At 40.5% G+C, this 15,337-nt stretch carries 10 protein-coding genes; 7 read left to right on the top strand and 3 right to left on the bottom strand.

The window, feature by feature from the left end; translation table 11 throughout:
- Nucleotides 1-95: 95 nt before the first annotated feature.
- The 4 genes from LC455_RS02575 to LC455_RS02560 all read left to right on the top strand — a co-directional run bounded on the left by LC455_RS02575 (nucleotide 96) and on the right by LC455_RS02560 (nucleotide 5,274).
- The gene (locus tag LC455_RS02575) at nucleotides 96-1,328 is read left to right on the top strand and encodes an MFS transporter (RefSeq protein ID WP_223587989.1); all 1,233 of its coding nucleotides are present in this window, start codon (nucleotides 96-98) and stop codon (nucleotides 1,326-1,328) included.
- 90 nt (nucleotides 1,329-1,418) lie between these two features.
- Nucleotides 1,419-2,327, top strand: coding sequence for a LysR family transcriptional regulator (locus LC455_RS02570; RefSeq protein ID WP_223587988.1), 909 nt, complete (start codon nucleotides 1,419-1,421; stop codon nucleotides 2,325-2,327).
- Between the two features lie 164 nt (nucleotides 2,328-2,491).
- On the top strand, nucleotides 2,492-3,664 hold the full coding sequence (locus tag LC455_RS02565; protein ID WP_223587987.1) for an acyl-CoA dehydrogenase family protein: 1,173 nt from the start codon (nucleotides 2,492-2,494) through the stop codon (nucleotides 3,662-3,664).
- A gap of 35 nt (nucleotides 3,665-3,699) precedes the next feature.
- Nucleotides 3,700-5,274, top strand: a complete 1,575-nt coding sequence (locus tag LC455_RS02560; protein ID WP_223587986.1) for a class I adenylate-forming enzyme family protein — start codon at nucleotides 3,700-3,702, stop codon at nucleotides 5,272-5,274.
- Nucleotides 5,275-5,326: 52 nt separating this feature from the next.
- On the opposite strand, the gene LC455_RS02555 is transcribed toward LC455_RS02560, so the two are convergent.
- The gene (locus tag LC455_RS02555) at nucleotides 5,327-6,244 is read right to left on the bottom strand and encodes a LysR family transcriptional regulator (RefSeq protein ID WP_223587985.1); all 918 of its coding nucleotides are present in this window, start codon (nucleotides 6,242-6,244) and stop codon (nucleotides 5,327-5,329) included.
- 240 nt (nucleotides 6,245-6,484) lie between these two features.
- Here LC455_RS02555 and LC455_RS02550 point away from each other — a divergent pair, with 240 nt between their 5' ends.
- Together LC455_RS02550 and LC455_RS02545 are read left to right on the top strand one after the other, a co-directional pair.
- On the top strand, nucleotides 6,485-7,741 hold the full coding sequence (locus LC455_RS02550) for an MFS transporter (protein ID WP_223587984.1): 1,257 nt from the start codon (nucleotides 6,485-6,487) through the stop codon (nucleotides 7,739-7,741).
- A 36-nt stretch (nucleotides 7,742-7,777) separates the two neighbouring features.
- The gene (locus tag LC455_RS02545) at nucleotides 7,778-9,424 is read left to right on the top strand and encodes an alkyl sulfatase dimerization domain-containing protein (protein ID WP_223587983.1); all 1,647 of its coding nucleotides are present in this window, start codon (nucleotides 7,778-7,780) and stop codon (nucleotides 9,422-9,424) included.
- 86 nt (nucleotides 9,425-9,510) lie between these two features.
- On the opposite strand, the gene LC455_RS02540 is transcribed toward LC455_RS02545, so the two are convergent.
- Both LC455_RS02540 and LC455_RS02535 read right to left on the bottom strand, forming a co-directional pair.
- On the bottom strand, nucleotides 9,511-11,070 hold the full coding sequence (locus LC455_RS02540; protein WP_223587982.1) for a catalase: 1,560 nt from the start codon (nucleotides 11,068-11,070) through the stop codon (nucleotides 9,511-9,513).
- A gap of 124 nt (nucleotides 11,071-11,194) precedes the next feature.
- Nucleotides 11,195-12,079 (bottom strand): LysR family transcriptional regulator, encoded by an 885-nt coding sequence (locus tag LC455_RS02535; RefSeq protein ID WP_223587981.1) that lies wholly within the window; start codon nucleotides 12,077-12,079, stop codon nucleotides 11,195-11,197.
- A 172-nt stretch (nucleotides 12,080-12,251) separates the two neighbouring features.
- Here LC455_RS02535 and LC455_RS02530 point away from each other — a divergent pair, with 172 nt between their 5' ends.
- Nucleotides 12,252-15,146 (top strand): 2-oxoglutarate dehydrogenase E1 component, encoded by a 2,895-nt coding sequence (locus LC455_RS02530; RefSeq protein ID WP_223587980.1) that lies wholly within the window; start codon nucleotides 12,252-12,254, stop codon nucleotides 15,144-15,146.
- Nucleotides 15,147-15,337 lie beyond the last annotated feature (191 nt).

Here is a 15,337-nt window from a genome sequence, read left to right as displayed (position 1 = left end):
ATCTAACATTAATAAAATTCTGAACTATTAATTGAAAACGCTTCCGTTTAAGTTGCTAACGAAAAAATGAGATATTGGAGTGAGAAGGAATGGAGATGTATGCTAGTAGAAATCGAAAAATGATGATTATGGGTCTTTTATTTTTGGGAATGGTTTTAAGTTTTTTTGACCGGGTAGCCATTAATGTAGCGGTTATTCCAATGGGGCAGGAGTTTCATCTTACAACGTCCCAGACAGGTTTGCTGATTAGTATATTTTTTATTAGTTACTCGCTTATGCAGCCGCTTGGCGGATGGATGACAGATAAATTTGGTGCAAGGGTCATGATTACTTTATCCCTCTTTAGTTGGTCTTTGTTTACGTTATTGACTGGATTTGCTTGGTCGTTTGTTTCATTATTATTCATCCGATTTATTTTTGGATTAGGAGAAGGTCCTTTTTATCCCTCTAGTATGTCTACCATTCGCGATCATTTCCCTCTAAAAGAACGTGGGAGGGCCAATTCCTTTTTCCTTTCTGCTCAAAACATAGGAGGAATATTAGGTACCGCTCTTGCTGCGGCCCTGGTGGCAGCAATCGGATGGAGAGGGATGTTTTCATTTGCTGGTATTTTAGGCATGATTATAGCATTCGGAATTTGGTTTATCCTGAAGCCGCAACGTATCCAGGACAAGTTGGAAGGCAGCAAGAAACAAAATAAAGTTCCTTTGAAGCTATTATTAAAAATAGAAAACATTTGGAAGATTATCTCCTTTAAATTTCTATCTAATATTATTAACTACGGTCTGATCACCTGGATGCCTATCTATTTAGTGAAAGAAAAAGGAGTGGATTTTGTAGCGGCAGGCAGTTTATTGGCCATTCCTTATATTATCGGCTTTCTAATGTTTAATGTTAGTGGATGGGTTCTCGATAAATTTATGGCCGGCCGGGAGAAACATCTTGCTGCTGCAGGTGCTCTTGCTTCCGCAATTTTCCTTTATTTAATGGCAAATGCCACGTCTATTGCAATGATTATTACGTTTCTAACACTTAATTCCATAGCGTTATCTTTCTTCGGAACTGTTCTTTATACGATTATTATTAAATATTCGCCAAAGGAACTTACGGGTTCTGCTTCTGGGCTAGTAACATTTGCTGGCCAAATTGCCGGAGCGGTTTCCCCTTCAGCAATCGGCTTAATTATTAGCTTATTTAAGGGCTCCTATAATGCAGCCTTCTGGTTTTTAGTTATTTCAGCGTTAGTAGGAACGGTAATTGCCCTTTCCATAAAAAGTAATTCAGCAAAGTCAACAAAAGGCTATGAAAATAAAACAGCAGCTGTATAAAATTTTAATAAAACAAATATTCTCTGTGATTTGAACACGCTTTCTATTCGTTGTATGATTCAATTAAGAGAAATAGAAGGAGAATCATTCATGAATATTGAACAATTGGAATATATCATTAAGGTCGCTGAAACTAGTTCGATTTCTACTGCATCTGAAAGTCTCCATATATCACAGGCCGGAATCAGCATGGCAATTACAAGTCTTGAAAAAGAACTGGGCATCAAAATCTTTAAGCGGTCGCGATTGGGAACAGTACCAACGGATGAAGGGAAGGACATCATTCAAAAAGCGTACGAAGTTTTAAGCAAGCTGGAAGAAATAAAAGATAGCGCACAAGCGCATACGGGCACGATGGAGAAGGAATTACGACTTTCAGCCACACAGGGGTTATTTCTGACGGTGCTGCCCAAATCTTTGGCTTTGTTTAAGAAAAAGTATCCCAATGTAAAAATTGTTATAGAAGAAAAAGGGGGACAAGAGATTATCCAGGATGTTTTACAAAATAAAATCGACATTGGCTTGTTAAATATCGCGAGAGAAAATCCGAAAGAGGAAGAGTTGGATTTTCAAACCTTGATGGAAGCTAAGGTGGTTGTGACTGTCAGTAGAAATTCCCCTTTGGCCGGTAGAAAAAGTATAACACCACAAGAATTGCAGGATCAAACTCTCGTTTTTTATAACGGGCCCAATATGAAAGCATTTCTCCAAGAGTTTTTTACTAAATATGGCGAGATCGATATTTTATTTCTAACCAATAATACAGAGGTTATTAAAAAAACGGTTGCCGAGGGATTAGCGATCACGCTATCTTACGAAATTGGTATTAACAATGATCCGTATTACATGAGCGGTGAGCTTGTGCCTATTCCTTTGACCAATTATCATCTCAATTTAATGGAGCTTGGTTACGTACGATCGAAGAAACTGAATTTTTCAAAAGCAGCCAAGGAATTTATCAAATGCCTAGAATCCTATACTACTACCTTAAAATATTAGTTTCCTACAAGGATAGGGAACTAATTTTTTTATTTGATTTACATAAATTACACTTATGCATACATAATAATTGTTTATTTTACTTAAAAATAATTTATATTTATAATTGGTTTAAGATTTAAAATATTTAAACAATGATAAAAAAACTGAAAGAAGGGAAACCAATGTTAACGACGCTGGGAGAGGACGTAAAGGTGCTACGTACCAAATTGCAGGATTTTATTCAAACTGAATTGCTTCCATATGAACAGGAGCACCAGCTGAATGCAGAGGAAGATATTCCAAGGGAAGCGATTAACTGGGTAAGGCAGCGATCTAGAGAATTAGGATTCTATGGAATTAACCTCCCGATTGAATATGGGGGACAGGATATCAGCTTAAAAGGACTTTGCCAATTAAAAGAGGAATTGGCTCGCTCTGGAGCCGTTTTATGGGGTCAAGTACTTGGGGAAATTGGCGGGCCGTTAAGAATTGGTCAAATGCTGGAAAGCTTTACAAAGGAGCAAATCGAAAAATATGTCATCCCAGTGGTTGCCGGAAATGCAGGCTGCTGCTTTGCACTTACGGAGCCAAATGCTGGTTCGGATGCCTTTGCAATTGAAACCACAGCCGTTCGAGATGGAGAGGACTATATATTAACTGGGAAAAAGCACTTTATCAGTGCAGCCCCTTATGCTGATTTTGCTATAGTCATAGCGAAAGAATTAGTAGACAGAGAGAAACCACGAGTCACAGCTTTTCTAGTAGATAAAAAAACACCTCACCATTCCGGCTTTGAACTGGGGAACATTCAAGTTCCAATCTCGGGAGAACGCATTCATGCTGAATTAATTTTTAACCAATGCCGTGTACCTGCCTCCAACATTATCGGAGCACCGGGAAAAGGCTTGCTCCTTGGGTTGAAAAGAATAAACACGAATCGCGCCTCCCACGCTGCCGGTTTTGTCGGGATGGCTCAGCACCTTCTTGATTTATCAGTAGAACAGGCTAAAAAGAGAGTACAATTTGGACGGCCTATTGCGGATTTTCAAGCCATTCAGCACATGTTAGCGGAAATGGCTACAGATATCTACGCAGCAAGATGTATGGTTTACGATGTGGTTGAAAAAATTGATCGGGGAGAGGAAGAGCGTTCAGGTGCCTCGATGGCCAAACTCTTTGCATCAGAAGTAGTTAACCGTGTCGCTGATAAAGCTATTCAAATATTCGGCTCTCAGGGATTGGTTAAAGGGCATCAGGTCGAAAAAATGTACAGAAGCTCACGAATGTACCGAATTCTTACTGGGACCTCGGAAATTCAAAAAAATACGATTGCAAAAGAATTATTAAGGGATTAATCATAGTTTGATAGTTTTGGAGGAGGGGAAGATTGATGATGCAAAAGATGACATTCCAGTCATTGCTTCTTAAAGGATTAAAACGATTTGGCGAACTGCCCGCAGTGACCTTGCTTCCATCAGAGGAGACGTTGACATATAAGGAGTTGTTGGCCAAAACAGAACTCCTAACTTCATATTTATTCGAATTAGGTTGCGGGAGGGGCACCCATATTGCCACTCTGATTCCTAATAGCCTAGAGGCGGTTCTATTTGGTTTGGCAGTCCAGCAAAGTGGAGGAACGTTAGTCCCGTTAGGAGAGAAACTGGGGACTCGTGAAGTTGGTTTCATTTTGAGGGAAGCAAAACCAAAAGTGGTCATTATGGCTTCCCAAGCACATACTGCAACCATTCTTGAATACTTGGAAGAATCTAATAGTCCGAATATCCATATTATTGGGCTTCCCGAATTTGGAGTTGAGTATCCAGACCAGTTTGAGCAATTCCAGTGGCCAAAGGAAAAAAAGCAATTCGCTTTGCCTGCCGCCATGCCGGAAGATCTAGCTGTCCTATCGTACACAGGAGGGACGACGGGCACCCCCAAAGGCGTCATGCATACACAGGAAGGATTGGCCGCCGGCCTTCTTTCTGCTGCCATTGAAGACCCGCTAGACGACAGAGACAAGGTATTGTTGAGCACGCCAATCGTGCATTCCGCCGGCTCTCTGCTTTGGAGGGCTCTAACCTCAGGCGTCCATATCTATGTCATGCGTTCCTTTGATGCTGAACAGTTTATCGAAAACATTAAGGAATATAAAATTACAACCACCTTCATGGTTCCAACCATGCTGTACAGGCTTCTCGACCAGACGAAGAAAATGGATTATGATGTAAGCTCGATGCGCAATATTTATTACGGTGCTTCTCCTATTTCACCAAAGCGTTTGAAGGAAGCGTTTGAAGTGTTTGGACCTATTATGCGCCAGCAGTACGGAATGACAGAATGCAATATTGTTATTTCTAGATTATCCAAAAGTGCCCATTTTTGGGCCTACCATCACAATCAGGAAGTCTTGAAGAGCTGCGGGAAACCGTGCCTTTTGACAGAGATCCGCCTTATTGATGATATAGGGAAGGATGTTGAGTTAAATGAACTGGGAGAGATCATCGTAAAATCTCCTGCCATGATGGCGGGATATTATCAAAGACCCGAACTTACTGAAGAAGCCATTCGTGACGGTTGGTTCTATACGGGTGATATTGGGAGGATGGATGAAAATGGTTACCTCTATATTGTAGACCGGAAGAAGGATATGATTATATCTGGCGGAATGAACGTCTATTCTTCAGAAGTGGAGAGGGTCGTCAATCATCATCCCGCTGTTGCGATGAGTGCGTGTATAGGTGTTCCCGATCCGGATTGGGGCGAAGCGGTCTGCGTCGTTGTAGCCATAAGAGAAGGTTTCAACTGTACGGAGGAGGAAATCATCGCATTTTGCAAGCAGAGCACTTCGAAGTATATGGTTCCTAAAGTGGTCTATTTCCAGAATAAGTTCCCACTTACTCCGATTGGAAAGATTGATAAGAAGGAAATAAAACATAAGTATGCCCAAGGGCTGTTAACCGTTTAATAGAAAGAAAGCTGGGAATGTGATTTCATTCCCAGCTTTCTTTCTTTTTGAATTAGTTTGTAAAATGATCCTTTGTTTGGAATGCTTTTTCTACATACTTAATGAATTTTGCCGACGATGCAGAAAGGGGTCTTTTCTTTGAATAAACTAGTCCAAATGCCATGTTTACTGGATGATGATTGATGATATGTAGCATTTTTATCTTATCTTTTAACGGTAACTCGTGGTTTCTTGGGTACCAATCGGGAGAAAAGGTGATGGCTAGATTTTTTAAGACCGCTTTTCTAATAACATCTGTATTGTTGGATTTAAAAAGGATATTCAATGGACCGAATTGTTGTAAGAAATTATTGACAAACCATTTAACATAGTCCCCGTCGTACATCACAATGGTTTGATTAATTAAATCGTGTGGTGTAACCGTATCATAAATCGCGAGTGGAGAATTTTTGGGCACATAAACTTTCATTTCTCCTTTAATTAACGGTAAAAACTCTAAATCCTCCGTTTTATCCTTGAGTCCCTCATGAATGGCGATCATCCCAATGTCAACATTACCTTGATTGACCGAATCTACCACTTCTTGTGTTTCTTGTTCTTTTATTTCAAGATTCACGTTAGGAAAGTCTGCTTTAAATGCAGCGAGCGGATTGAGGAGAAAGGTCATGAATGTTGGAATAGAAGCTAGCTTTAATTCACCCTTCACAACCATTTTTACACTTTGCATTTCAAGCTTTAATTCTTGGATTTTCGTGATAATTTCATAGGCTTTTTGAATAACTTTTTTACCTTCATCGGTTGGAATGGTCCCTGTACGAGAACGATGGAACAACGTAACCCCCAGTTCTTCTTCCAGACATGAAATAGATTGACTGACAGCGGATTGAGTAACATGAAGGTTTTTAGAAGCGGTTGAAATGGTTCCTGCTTTTGCTACTTCGATCACGTATTCTAATTGTTCAATCTGCATGGATTTCTCCCTTTTCTATAAATCTATCTAATGTATCTATTAAAATGTTTAATTTTATTAATGATAATCTAGATTGTATAATAAATTCAAGCATTTCATAATTTTTTGTAAAATTAAACGAAAAGAGGTGGGGGACCAAAGGTTTTCTAGAACAGCTTTAATAGATAGTTATTATTTTTTATTCTGATTTGGAAGCGTTTCCTCAAAATGAATTGTGTGTTGAAAGGTAGGATGGTAGACGTGCGTTGGCTTATATTATTCTCAATCTTCGTACTGGCGGTTATTAATTTTGCTGATAAGACAATCACGGGATTAGCAGCGGTTCCGATAATGCATGATTTGAATCTAAACTATGGCCAATGGGGGATAGTCGGCAGCAGTTTTTTCTGGTTATTTTCAATTGCAGGGATAGTTGGTGCTGGATTGTCTGACCGGATTGGCACTGGAAAAATGCTCTTGATTATGGCGCTTGTCTGGACGATTGCCCAATCTATGATTCTCTTTGTGGCAGGGTTACCTTTATTGATATTGACGCGCGTAATGCTCGGTGCTGGGGAAGGTCCATTTTTTGCAACGGCTGTTAGTCATTTAAGTAAATGGTTCAAACCCGAATCGAGAGGATTCGCTTTATCCATTTTGAACTTAGGGAATACCATCGGAAAGGCAGTATCTGTTCCAATACTAGTGCTCCTCATAGCCAAATTCGGATGGCGCGAAGCGTTTTTCAGCCTTGGGGTTGTAAGTTTGGCCTTTTTCATCTTTTGGCTATGGTTAGGCAGGGTGAAACCCCCATTAACAGTCAATAAGGTAGACACTGTTCCTGCCAAAATAGATTGGGGAAAAACTTTCAAAATTTTACGTTCACCGACCTTTGTTTTTACAACCTTGATTGCCTTCATTGGATATGCAGTGATTACTTTCAGCCTTGTTTTTAGCCCAGCATATCTAACAGAGGTCAAACATGTTTCTCCACAAATAATGGGATACATGAAAGCTATTAGCGGGGGTGCTGGGGCGGTATTATCGGTTTTTGCTTCCGTTATTTCTGACAGAATCTATAAGAAAACCCAGAATGTTTGGTTATCACGTGTTTTGTTATCCTCCATATGTGTCTCCGCGGCAGGAGTCTTATTTTACATCTACACTATAACAAATTCAGTACCGCTAATGATTATTGCTTTAATTTTTGAGAATGCCTTCATTTTATTGTTGTTTACCATTTGCCCGATCGTTGTTAACAGTCTCCTTCCTGAGAGAAAAGGGCTGATGTCCGGGATTATGATGGGCATTGCCACTACTTCAGGGATCATCGGACCCATCATTTTTGGTAAGGTCATTCAAGGGGCAGGGGCAAACAACGGCTTCAATCTTAATATTCACGTACTCGCAGTTCTTTTAGTTGTTGGTGCGGCTCTTTTTGCGATTTTTGCAAGGCCATCTCACGATCATGTTAATAATATTCAATCTTCAAACAAATTTACATCATCCGTTAGCTAAGATCTTTTGATTCGTATAAATAGGGAGGAAAATGTAATGCAAAAAATGATTATAGATGAGAAAGCGAAAGCTCTTGCTTATTTAGAGGAGCACAAAAAACGTTTTGAAAAAAGGATACAGAAAGTTACCGAAAACATTTATTGTGCTGTAGGGTATGGCCTTGGAAATTCAACTCTTATTGTTACTAAAGATGGAAATATTATTGTCGATACGACTGAAAGCATTGAGGCTGCAGAGGAGATTAAGGCAGAGTTTGATAAAATTTCACCACTTCCAACGGCCGCAATCATTTATACCCATGGACATGCAGACCATGTGAACGGTGCGTCAGTATTCATGAATGAACATACAGAAATTTATTCTAATATAAGAACAGTTGAATTTTTTACTACTCAATTCAACCAACTTAAAAACATTCTAGACAGACGCGGGGGAAGACAATTTGGGGTTTACCTGCCGCCTGAACATACACCATGCAGCGGATTAGGTCCTTCATTAAGGGTGAGTCCAACTAAACAAAAATTAATATTCCCGACACAGGTCTTTGAGAATTCGTTGGAATTAACCATTGGAGATATAACCTTACAGCTTGTTTCCGCTCCTGGGGAAACAGATGATCAAATTTTTATTTGGATTCCAGAGCAGAAAGTATTGCTGGGTGCAGATAATTATTATCCTGCTTTCCCAAATTTGTACACCATTAGAGGAACTTCTCCAAGACCTGTTTTGCAATGGGTTCATTCCCTAGATAAAATGAGGGATCTTCAAGCAGAATATTTAGTCCTCGGGCATACGGAACCGGTCTTTGGTTCCGAACAAATCGCTGAGCTATTAACCATGTATAGAGATGCCATTCAATTCGTTCATGATAGCACTGTTCGTGGAATGAATAAAGGTAAAACTCCGGACCAGCTTGTTGAAGAGATTACTCTGCCTAACCATTTGCTGGAGTATAGTGAGCTTCGGGAACTTTATGGAAGTGTTTCGCAAGCTGTTCGAGCTATTTATGATGGTTACTTAGGCTGGTTTGATGGGAACGCTACAAATCTGGAAAAACTGCCTCCAAGAATTTATGCACAGAAAATTGCCCAATTAGCAGGAGGAGCGGACGTCTTAGTTCAAGAGGCGAAAAAGGCACTAGAAAAAGAAGAGTATCAATGGGCTGCAGAGCTTTCGGATCTGCTTTTGAAATTATTGCCTGACAATGATGATGTTAAACAAATAAAAATAGGTGCATTAACTGAACTTGGTTTAAGATCTTTTAATTCCAATAATCGCTCCTATTATCTTTCACAGGCTAATGAGTTAAAAGGCAACTCCAAATCACCGAAAACCAAACCTTTACAAACTAGGATGTCTTATGCACATGCAATGCCGCTTGACAGCTTCTTTTCAAATATGACTATTCTCCTTAAACCCGAGAAATGCCTCGATAAAGCGTATTCTGTAAATGTTGGGATTATCGATCAAGCTGCAGATTATAAAATTGAGATTAGAAAAGGGATTGCAGAAATTCGAAAAGGAGTAGCCCAAGAACCAGCTCTTACTATTAAAGCGGACGAAAAGATTTGGAAGGAAATTATAATAGGAGCAAGAACCAGTGACGTGGCAAAACAAACAGGGGAACTACATATAGAAGGAGATTCTATTCTGTTTAATGAATTTATTGCTCTTTTTCAGTAAAGAGTGGTCAATTTGGGGATTGTAAATGGTTTTGAAATAAGATAGAAAAATAGAGCTAAACATATTAAGTTTAGCTCTTTCCGCTTTTAATAAGGATCAGAAGGCTGCCCCATTTGTTCAGCTTGTTGGACGGCCTCTTCCATTTTAGTATTTTCATTCGTTCCAGCGTTTTTAAGGCCTTCCGCAACTCTTTTTCCATAGTCTTCATCACAAGTTGTAAAGATTTCAATCATCTTGTCCTGAATTTCTTTTCGGCATGAGCTAAGTGCGCCGACAAGGTTGGAAATTAATTCGTCCCGTTCCCAATCACTAAATCTCCGATACGTTTCGCCTGCCTGCCCAAAATTGTTTTCTCGCGGAAGGGTTTCCCTTTTTAGGTTTCCTTCAACATAAGGCTCATGTTCTTTTCCAGGATTCTTCGCTTCCTTTAATCCGCCTATTAACGAAGGCTCATAATTCACATGAATGTTTTTGCTTTTCCCAAAATCAGTCCGATGGTCCATTTGTCCGCCTTCTTGATTGGTGGCCACATGTTTCTTTGGGCTATTAATTGGCAGTTGTAAATAGTTTGTGCCAACTCGGTAACGCTGTGTATCCGAATAGGAGTAGGTACGGCCCTGCAGAAGTTTATCATCAGAAAAATCCAGTCCATCGACAAGTACACCGGTTCCAAATGCTACTTGTTCCACTTCTGCAAAGTAATTCTCAGGATTTTTGTTTAACACCATTTTTCCAACCTTATGCCATGGAAAGTCATCTTTATACCAAAGCTTGGTTGGATCAAGTGGATCAAAGTCTAATTCTGGATGCTCTCCGTCCTCCATGACTTGAACATAAAGCTCCCATTCTGGATAGTCGCCCTTTTCAATGGCTTTATACAAATCCAAGGTAGCGTGATTGAAATCGGTCTTTTGAATTTCATCGGCTTCTTTTTGGGTAAGGTTTTTAATCCCTTGAAGCGGCTCCCAATGATATTTAACTAATACAGCTTTTCCTTCTTCATTCACCCATTTATAAGCATGTACTCCCGATCCCTGCATTTGCCGATAATTCGCAGGTATGCCCCAAGGGGAATTGACAAAGGTTACCATATGGGCAGATTCAGGACTTTGGCATAAAAAGTCGAAGGTTCTTTCAGGATCTGCAACGTTTGTTACCGGATCTGGACGAAATGAGTGAACCATATCAGGAAACTTTAATGGATCACGTATAAAGAATATCTTTAAATTGTTTCCGACTAAATCCCAGTTGCCATCTTCCGTATAAAATTTAACTGCAAAACCTCTTGGATCCCGCAATGTTTCAGGAGAATGACCGCCGTGAACAACCGTGGAGAAGCGAACGAATACAGGTGTTTGGACATCTGTGTTGGTAAAGACCTTGGCACGGGTGTAATTGGAAATTGGCTCGCCGTTAACGGTCCCATACGATTGAAAATACCCGTGGGCCCCAGCACCCCGAGCATGCACGACCCGCTCAGGAATTCGTTCACGGTCAAAATGACTGATTTTTTCTAAGAAATCATAGTTCTCTAATGTCATAGGACCTCTGTTACCGACTGTACGGACACTTTGATTGTTGGTGACGGGATGTCCTTGCTGGTTTGTTAACATATCTTCTGTTTCATTATTTTGTTTTTCCAACATAAATGAGCCTCCTTAATTTACAACATTAGAAAGTATTTCCATCGGATGCAGAAGTATGTATGGATTGACGTAAATAGGGCCACGTAGAAATAATCTACGTGACCCTATTTCATCACAAAAATAATTAACTATCCATCCAACCAAAATCTTCAATGAATTGGACGAATGCCTTAACAACATTCCACTCCAGAGATTCCTTATGATAATACATCCACGTTCTTCGTAATATCGGATTTCCATCTTGATCCTTCAATTGGGTCTTGTATAAGTCATCTATCCCGGCCAGGACCCTGCTGGACAAGATTCCATAGCCTAAACCGTTTAATACCATTTCCTTACACGTATCCACTTGATCGACTTCGATACTAATAAAGGGAGCTTCGGCATAATTTTCCGCCCACCAATGATCAATGACAGATTTTAATAAGTAATCTCCTCGATATTCGATTCTTGGCAGACGAGGGAGATCAGTAATATTGATCTGTTCCTTGGAAGCGATGCAGATGGTCTCCTCGAATAGCTGATGCGTTGATAATCCTCTCCAACCGTAGTCTCCTCGAACAAAGCCAATATGAACATCCTTATTGTGAATCAGTTGGGTTACATCTCTGCTCCATCCCGTAATGACTTTGAATTCCACATGCGGGTATTTGATTTTAAATTGCTTTAATATATATGGAAGTTCATAGTTCGCAAAAAAGTTAGATACCCCCAATTTTAACGTTCCTGCGATAAGATTACTCTCGTTATTACTCATATTTTGGACATTTTCTTTAATCTTTTCTAAATGAGCGAGCGCTTCTTCAGCACAATGGACAAGATATTCTCCTTGGGGGGTAAAATGTATGCCCCTGCTTTCACGGGTTACAATTTGAACACCCAGCTCTTCCTGCATATGCTTTAACCGACTTGTTAATGCAGGTTGAGTTAAAAATAATAGTCGTGCTGTTTTTGTTAGATTTTTTTGATTATATAGTTCTTTCAGTATTTCCCAATCACGGTAATCCATTGTTTCACCCATCTATCTGATATAAATATTTTTTATAAATAAATATAATTTTTTCGCATTTTATTTATTTCAATTATTACATTATCCTTATTCTTAGGCAATTGATAAAGTATTTCATTAAAACTATTTAAATATAACATAAATTAATGAACCAATCATGGGGGTAATGTGAATGGGAGAACGGAAAAACCAACCAAATCCATGGAGAAAATTTAATGGTCCGAACCTTGGTTATGTAATCGAACAATATGAGCGTTTTGCAAATGGGGAAGAAACCATTGATCCTAAATTAAACGAGCTATTCATTCAATGGGGCTCACCTCTTTCTTATGAAACAACTCAATTAGAAGGTATTGTTGAACATGAATCGTCTGCCCCTTCGGCAAATATTGCTAAAGCAATGAAAGTGGTAAAACTTTTGGAAGACATTCGCGCAAATGGACATTTAGCGGCAAACATGTATCCATTAGAGGCGAATGCACAAAATCATGAGATTTTTGCCCTTGGAAAGTATGGGCTGAATGAAAATGACCTGAAAGCGATTCCAGCGAACTTCGTTTGGGAGGATGCACCGGAAGGCATACAAACCGCATTTGATGCCATGAATCGTTTAATGGAAAGTTATACATCCTCCCTTGCCTTCGAGTTTAACCACATTAGTGATGAACAAGAACGGACTTGGCTGTCTCAGATGGTTGAAAAGGATTCCTTGAAGCGTTCTTTATCGAAAGAAGAACGAACAAACCTTTTAAAGAGTCTGACAGAAGTCGAAGGCTTTGAACAGTTTTTACACAAGACCTTCGTTGGTCAAAAAAGATTCTCCATTGAAGGGGTAGACATGCTTGTTCCAATGTTGGATGAAGCAGTTCGTGAAGGCGTTGAAGAGGGAGCCCGCAATGTCGTAATTGGAATGGCCCATCGCGGACGTTTAAGTGTACTCGCGCATGTGTTAAAAAAACCATATAGCAAAATCTTCTCTGAGTTCCAGCATTCCTATGCTAAGCAGCAAGGTCCGTCAGCAGATTTGGTCGACATTAGCGAAGGCTGGACAGGGGATGTGAAATACCATTTAGGCCGGGACCGATTTGTGGAAGGTTCAGGTACGGTCCGCACACGTATTACCTTAGCGAATAATCCAAGTCATCTCGAATTTGTCAATCCGGTTGTGGAAGGTTTCGCAAGGGCCGCGCAAGAAGAACGACAGAAACCAGGTTATCCAGAGCAGAATGTAAAGAAAGCCTTTGCCATTTTGGTCCATGGAGATGCAGCTTTCCCAGGCCAGGGAATTGTAGCGGAAACATTGAATTTAGGCGGTCTAAAAGGATATCGAACCGGTGGAACGATCCATATTATTGCAAATAACATGGTCGGCTTTACGACTGACAGCCATGACTCTCGTTCTACTCGATATTCTAGTGATTTAGCAAAAGGATTCGAGATCCCGATTGTGCATGTTAATGCAGACGATCCTGAAGCTTGCCTAGAGGCTGTTCGTCTTGCTTATTTATACCGTGCTCGTTTCCAAAAGGATTTTGTGATTGATTTAGTCGGATACCGCCGATTTGGCCACAATGAAATGGATGATCCAGCGGTCACCCAGCCACAGGTATACAAAAAAATTACGAACCATCCAACAGTTAGAGCATTGTATGCTGAACAGCTGTTAAACAAGGGCACTCTAAATCAACCAGAAGTTGATGAAATCAATCGTAGTGTTCAAGAACTATTACATGCAGAGTATGACAAAGTATCAGAGAAGCAGCAGGGTGAAGCACCAGCAGAAGTAGCGGTTCCGGGTGTGATTGCAAAAGGAATTCCACCGTTGGAGACAAAAGTGCCGCTTGACACTCTTCAAGAATTAAATCGTGAGTTGCTGAAATGGCCAGAAGGTTTTCGTGTGTATCCAAAATTAAAGCGGATTCTCGAGCGCCGTGAAAATGCCTTGGATGAGAACGGAAAAGTGGAATGGGCGGTAGCCGAAGTGCTAGCCTTCGCGTCAATGTTAAAAGACGGCACTCCGATCCGTTTAACTGGTCAAGATTCCGAGCGTGGAACGTTTGCACAGCGTCATATTGTACTCCATGACGCGGAAACAAACGAAATGTATTCGCCATTGCACCATCTTTCGCAAGCTACCGCATCGTTTGCGGTTCATAATAGTCCGCTGTCAGAAGCTGCAGTAGTAGGCTATGAATATGGTTATAACGTATTTGCACCTGAAACGCTTGTCATGTGGGAAGCGCAGTACGGAGACTTTGCCAACACGGCACAGCCACTCTTTGATCAATTTGTATCATCAGCAAGAGCAAAATGGGGGCAAAAATCAGGGCTGATCCTTCTCCTGCCTCACGGATATGAAGGTCAAGGTCCTGAGCACTCCAGCGCCCGTCCGGAACGCTTCTTACAGTTGGCAGCGGAAAACAACTGGACGGTTGCGAACTTATCAAGTGCGGCTCAATATTTTCATATTTTACGCCGTCAGGCCGCTACGTTAGGATCAGAATTTGTTCGTCCATTGGTGATTATGACACCAAAGAGTCTGCTTCGTCACCCACAGGTCGCTTCTCCAGCAGCCGCTCTTAGCGAAGGCGGATTCCAAACGGTGATCGAACAACCGCAGCTTGGGAAAGAAACTGATAAAGTAAAGCGTTTAGTGTTAATAACGGGTAAGATGGCCATCGATTTAGCGGTAGAAATCGAATCCAGTAAAGAAGTGCGAAACTTGGATGAGGTACACATCGTTCGTATTGAACAATTGTATCCTTTCCCGCAGGAAAAAATAGAAGCCATCGTAAAGCGTTACCCTAATTTGAAGGAGATCGTTTGGGTGCAGGAAGAGCCGAAGAATATGGGAGCGTGGCATTATATTGCCCCAACCCTTTTTGAACTTGCATCTGGCAGACTATCAGTCGGTTACATTGGACGTCAATACCGTTCCAGCACAGCAGGCGGAGATCCACTTGTTCATAAAAAGGAACAAGAACGCATTGTCCAACAAACATTAAATTCTGAGAGTTTAGTAGATACTAATACACAGAGACAAGAAATTCAGTTATATGCACGCTAATAATGGAAAGTGCTTAAGAGGAACTCTATAGGACAAAATATTGCATATTTGCTAGGTTTTGTCCCATAGGAAAGTTCTATTGGACAAAATACAGGCGAATTGGATGGAAAGTGTCCCATAGGAGAGCTCTATGGGACAAAACACTGGCGAATCGGATGGAAAGTGTCCTATAGGAGAGCTCTATGGGACAA

The organism is Neobacillus bataviensis (assembly GCF_019969725.1).
Note: the sequence above shows the minus strand (reverse complement) of the source record. Positions and strands in the feature narration are given on the sequence as shown.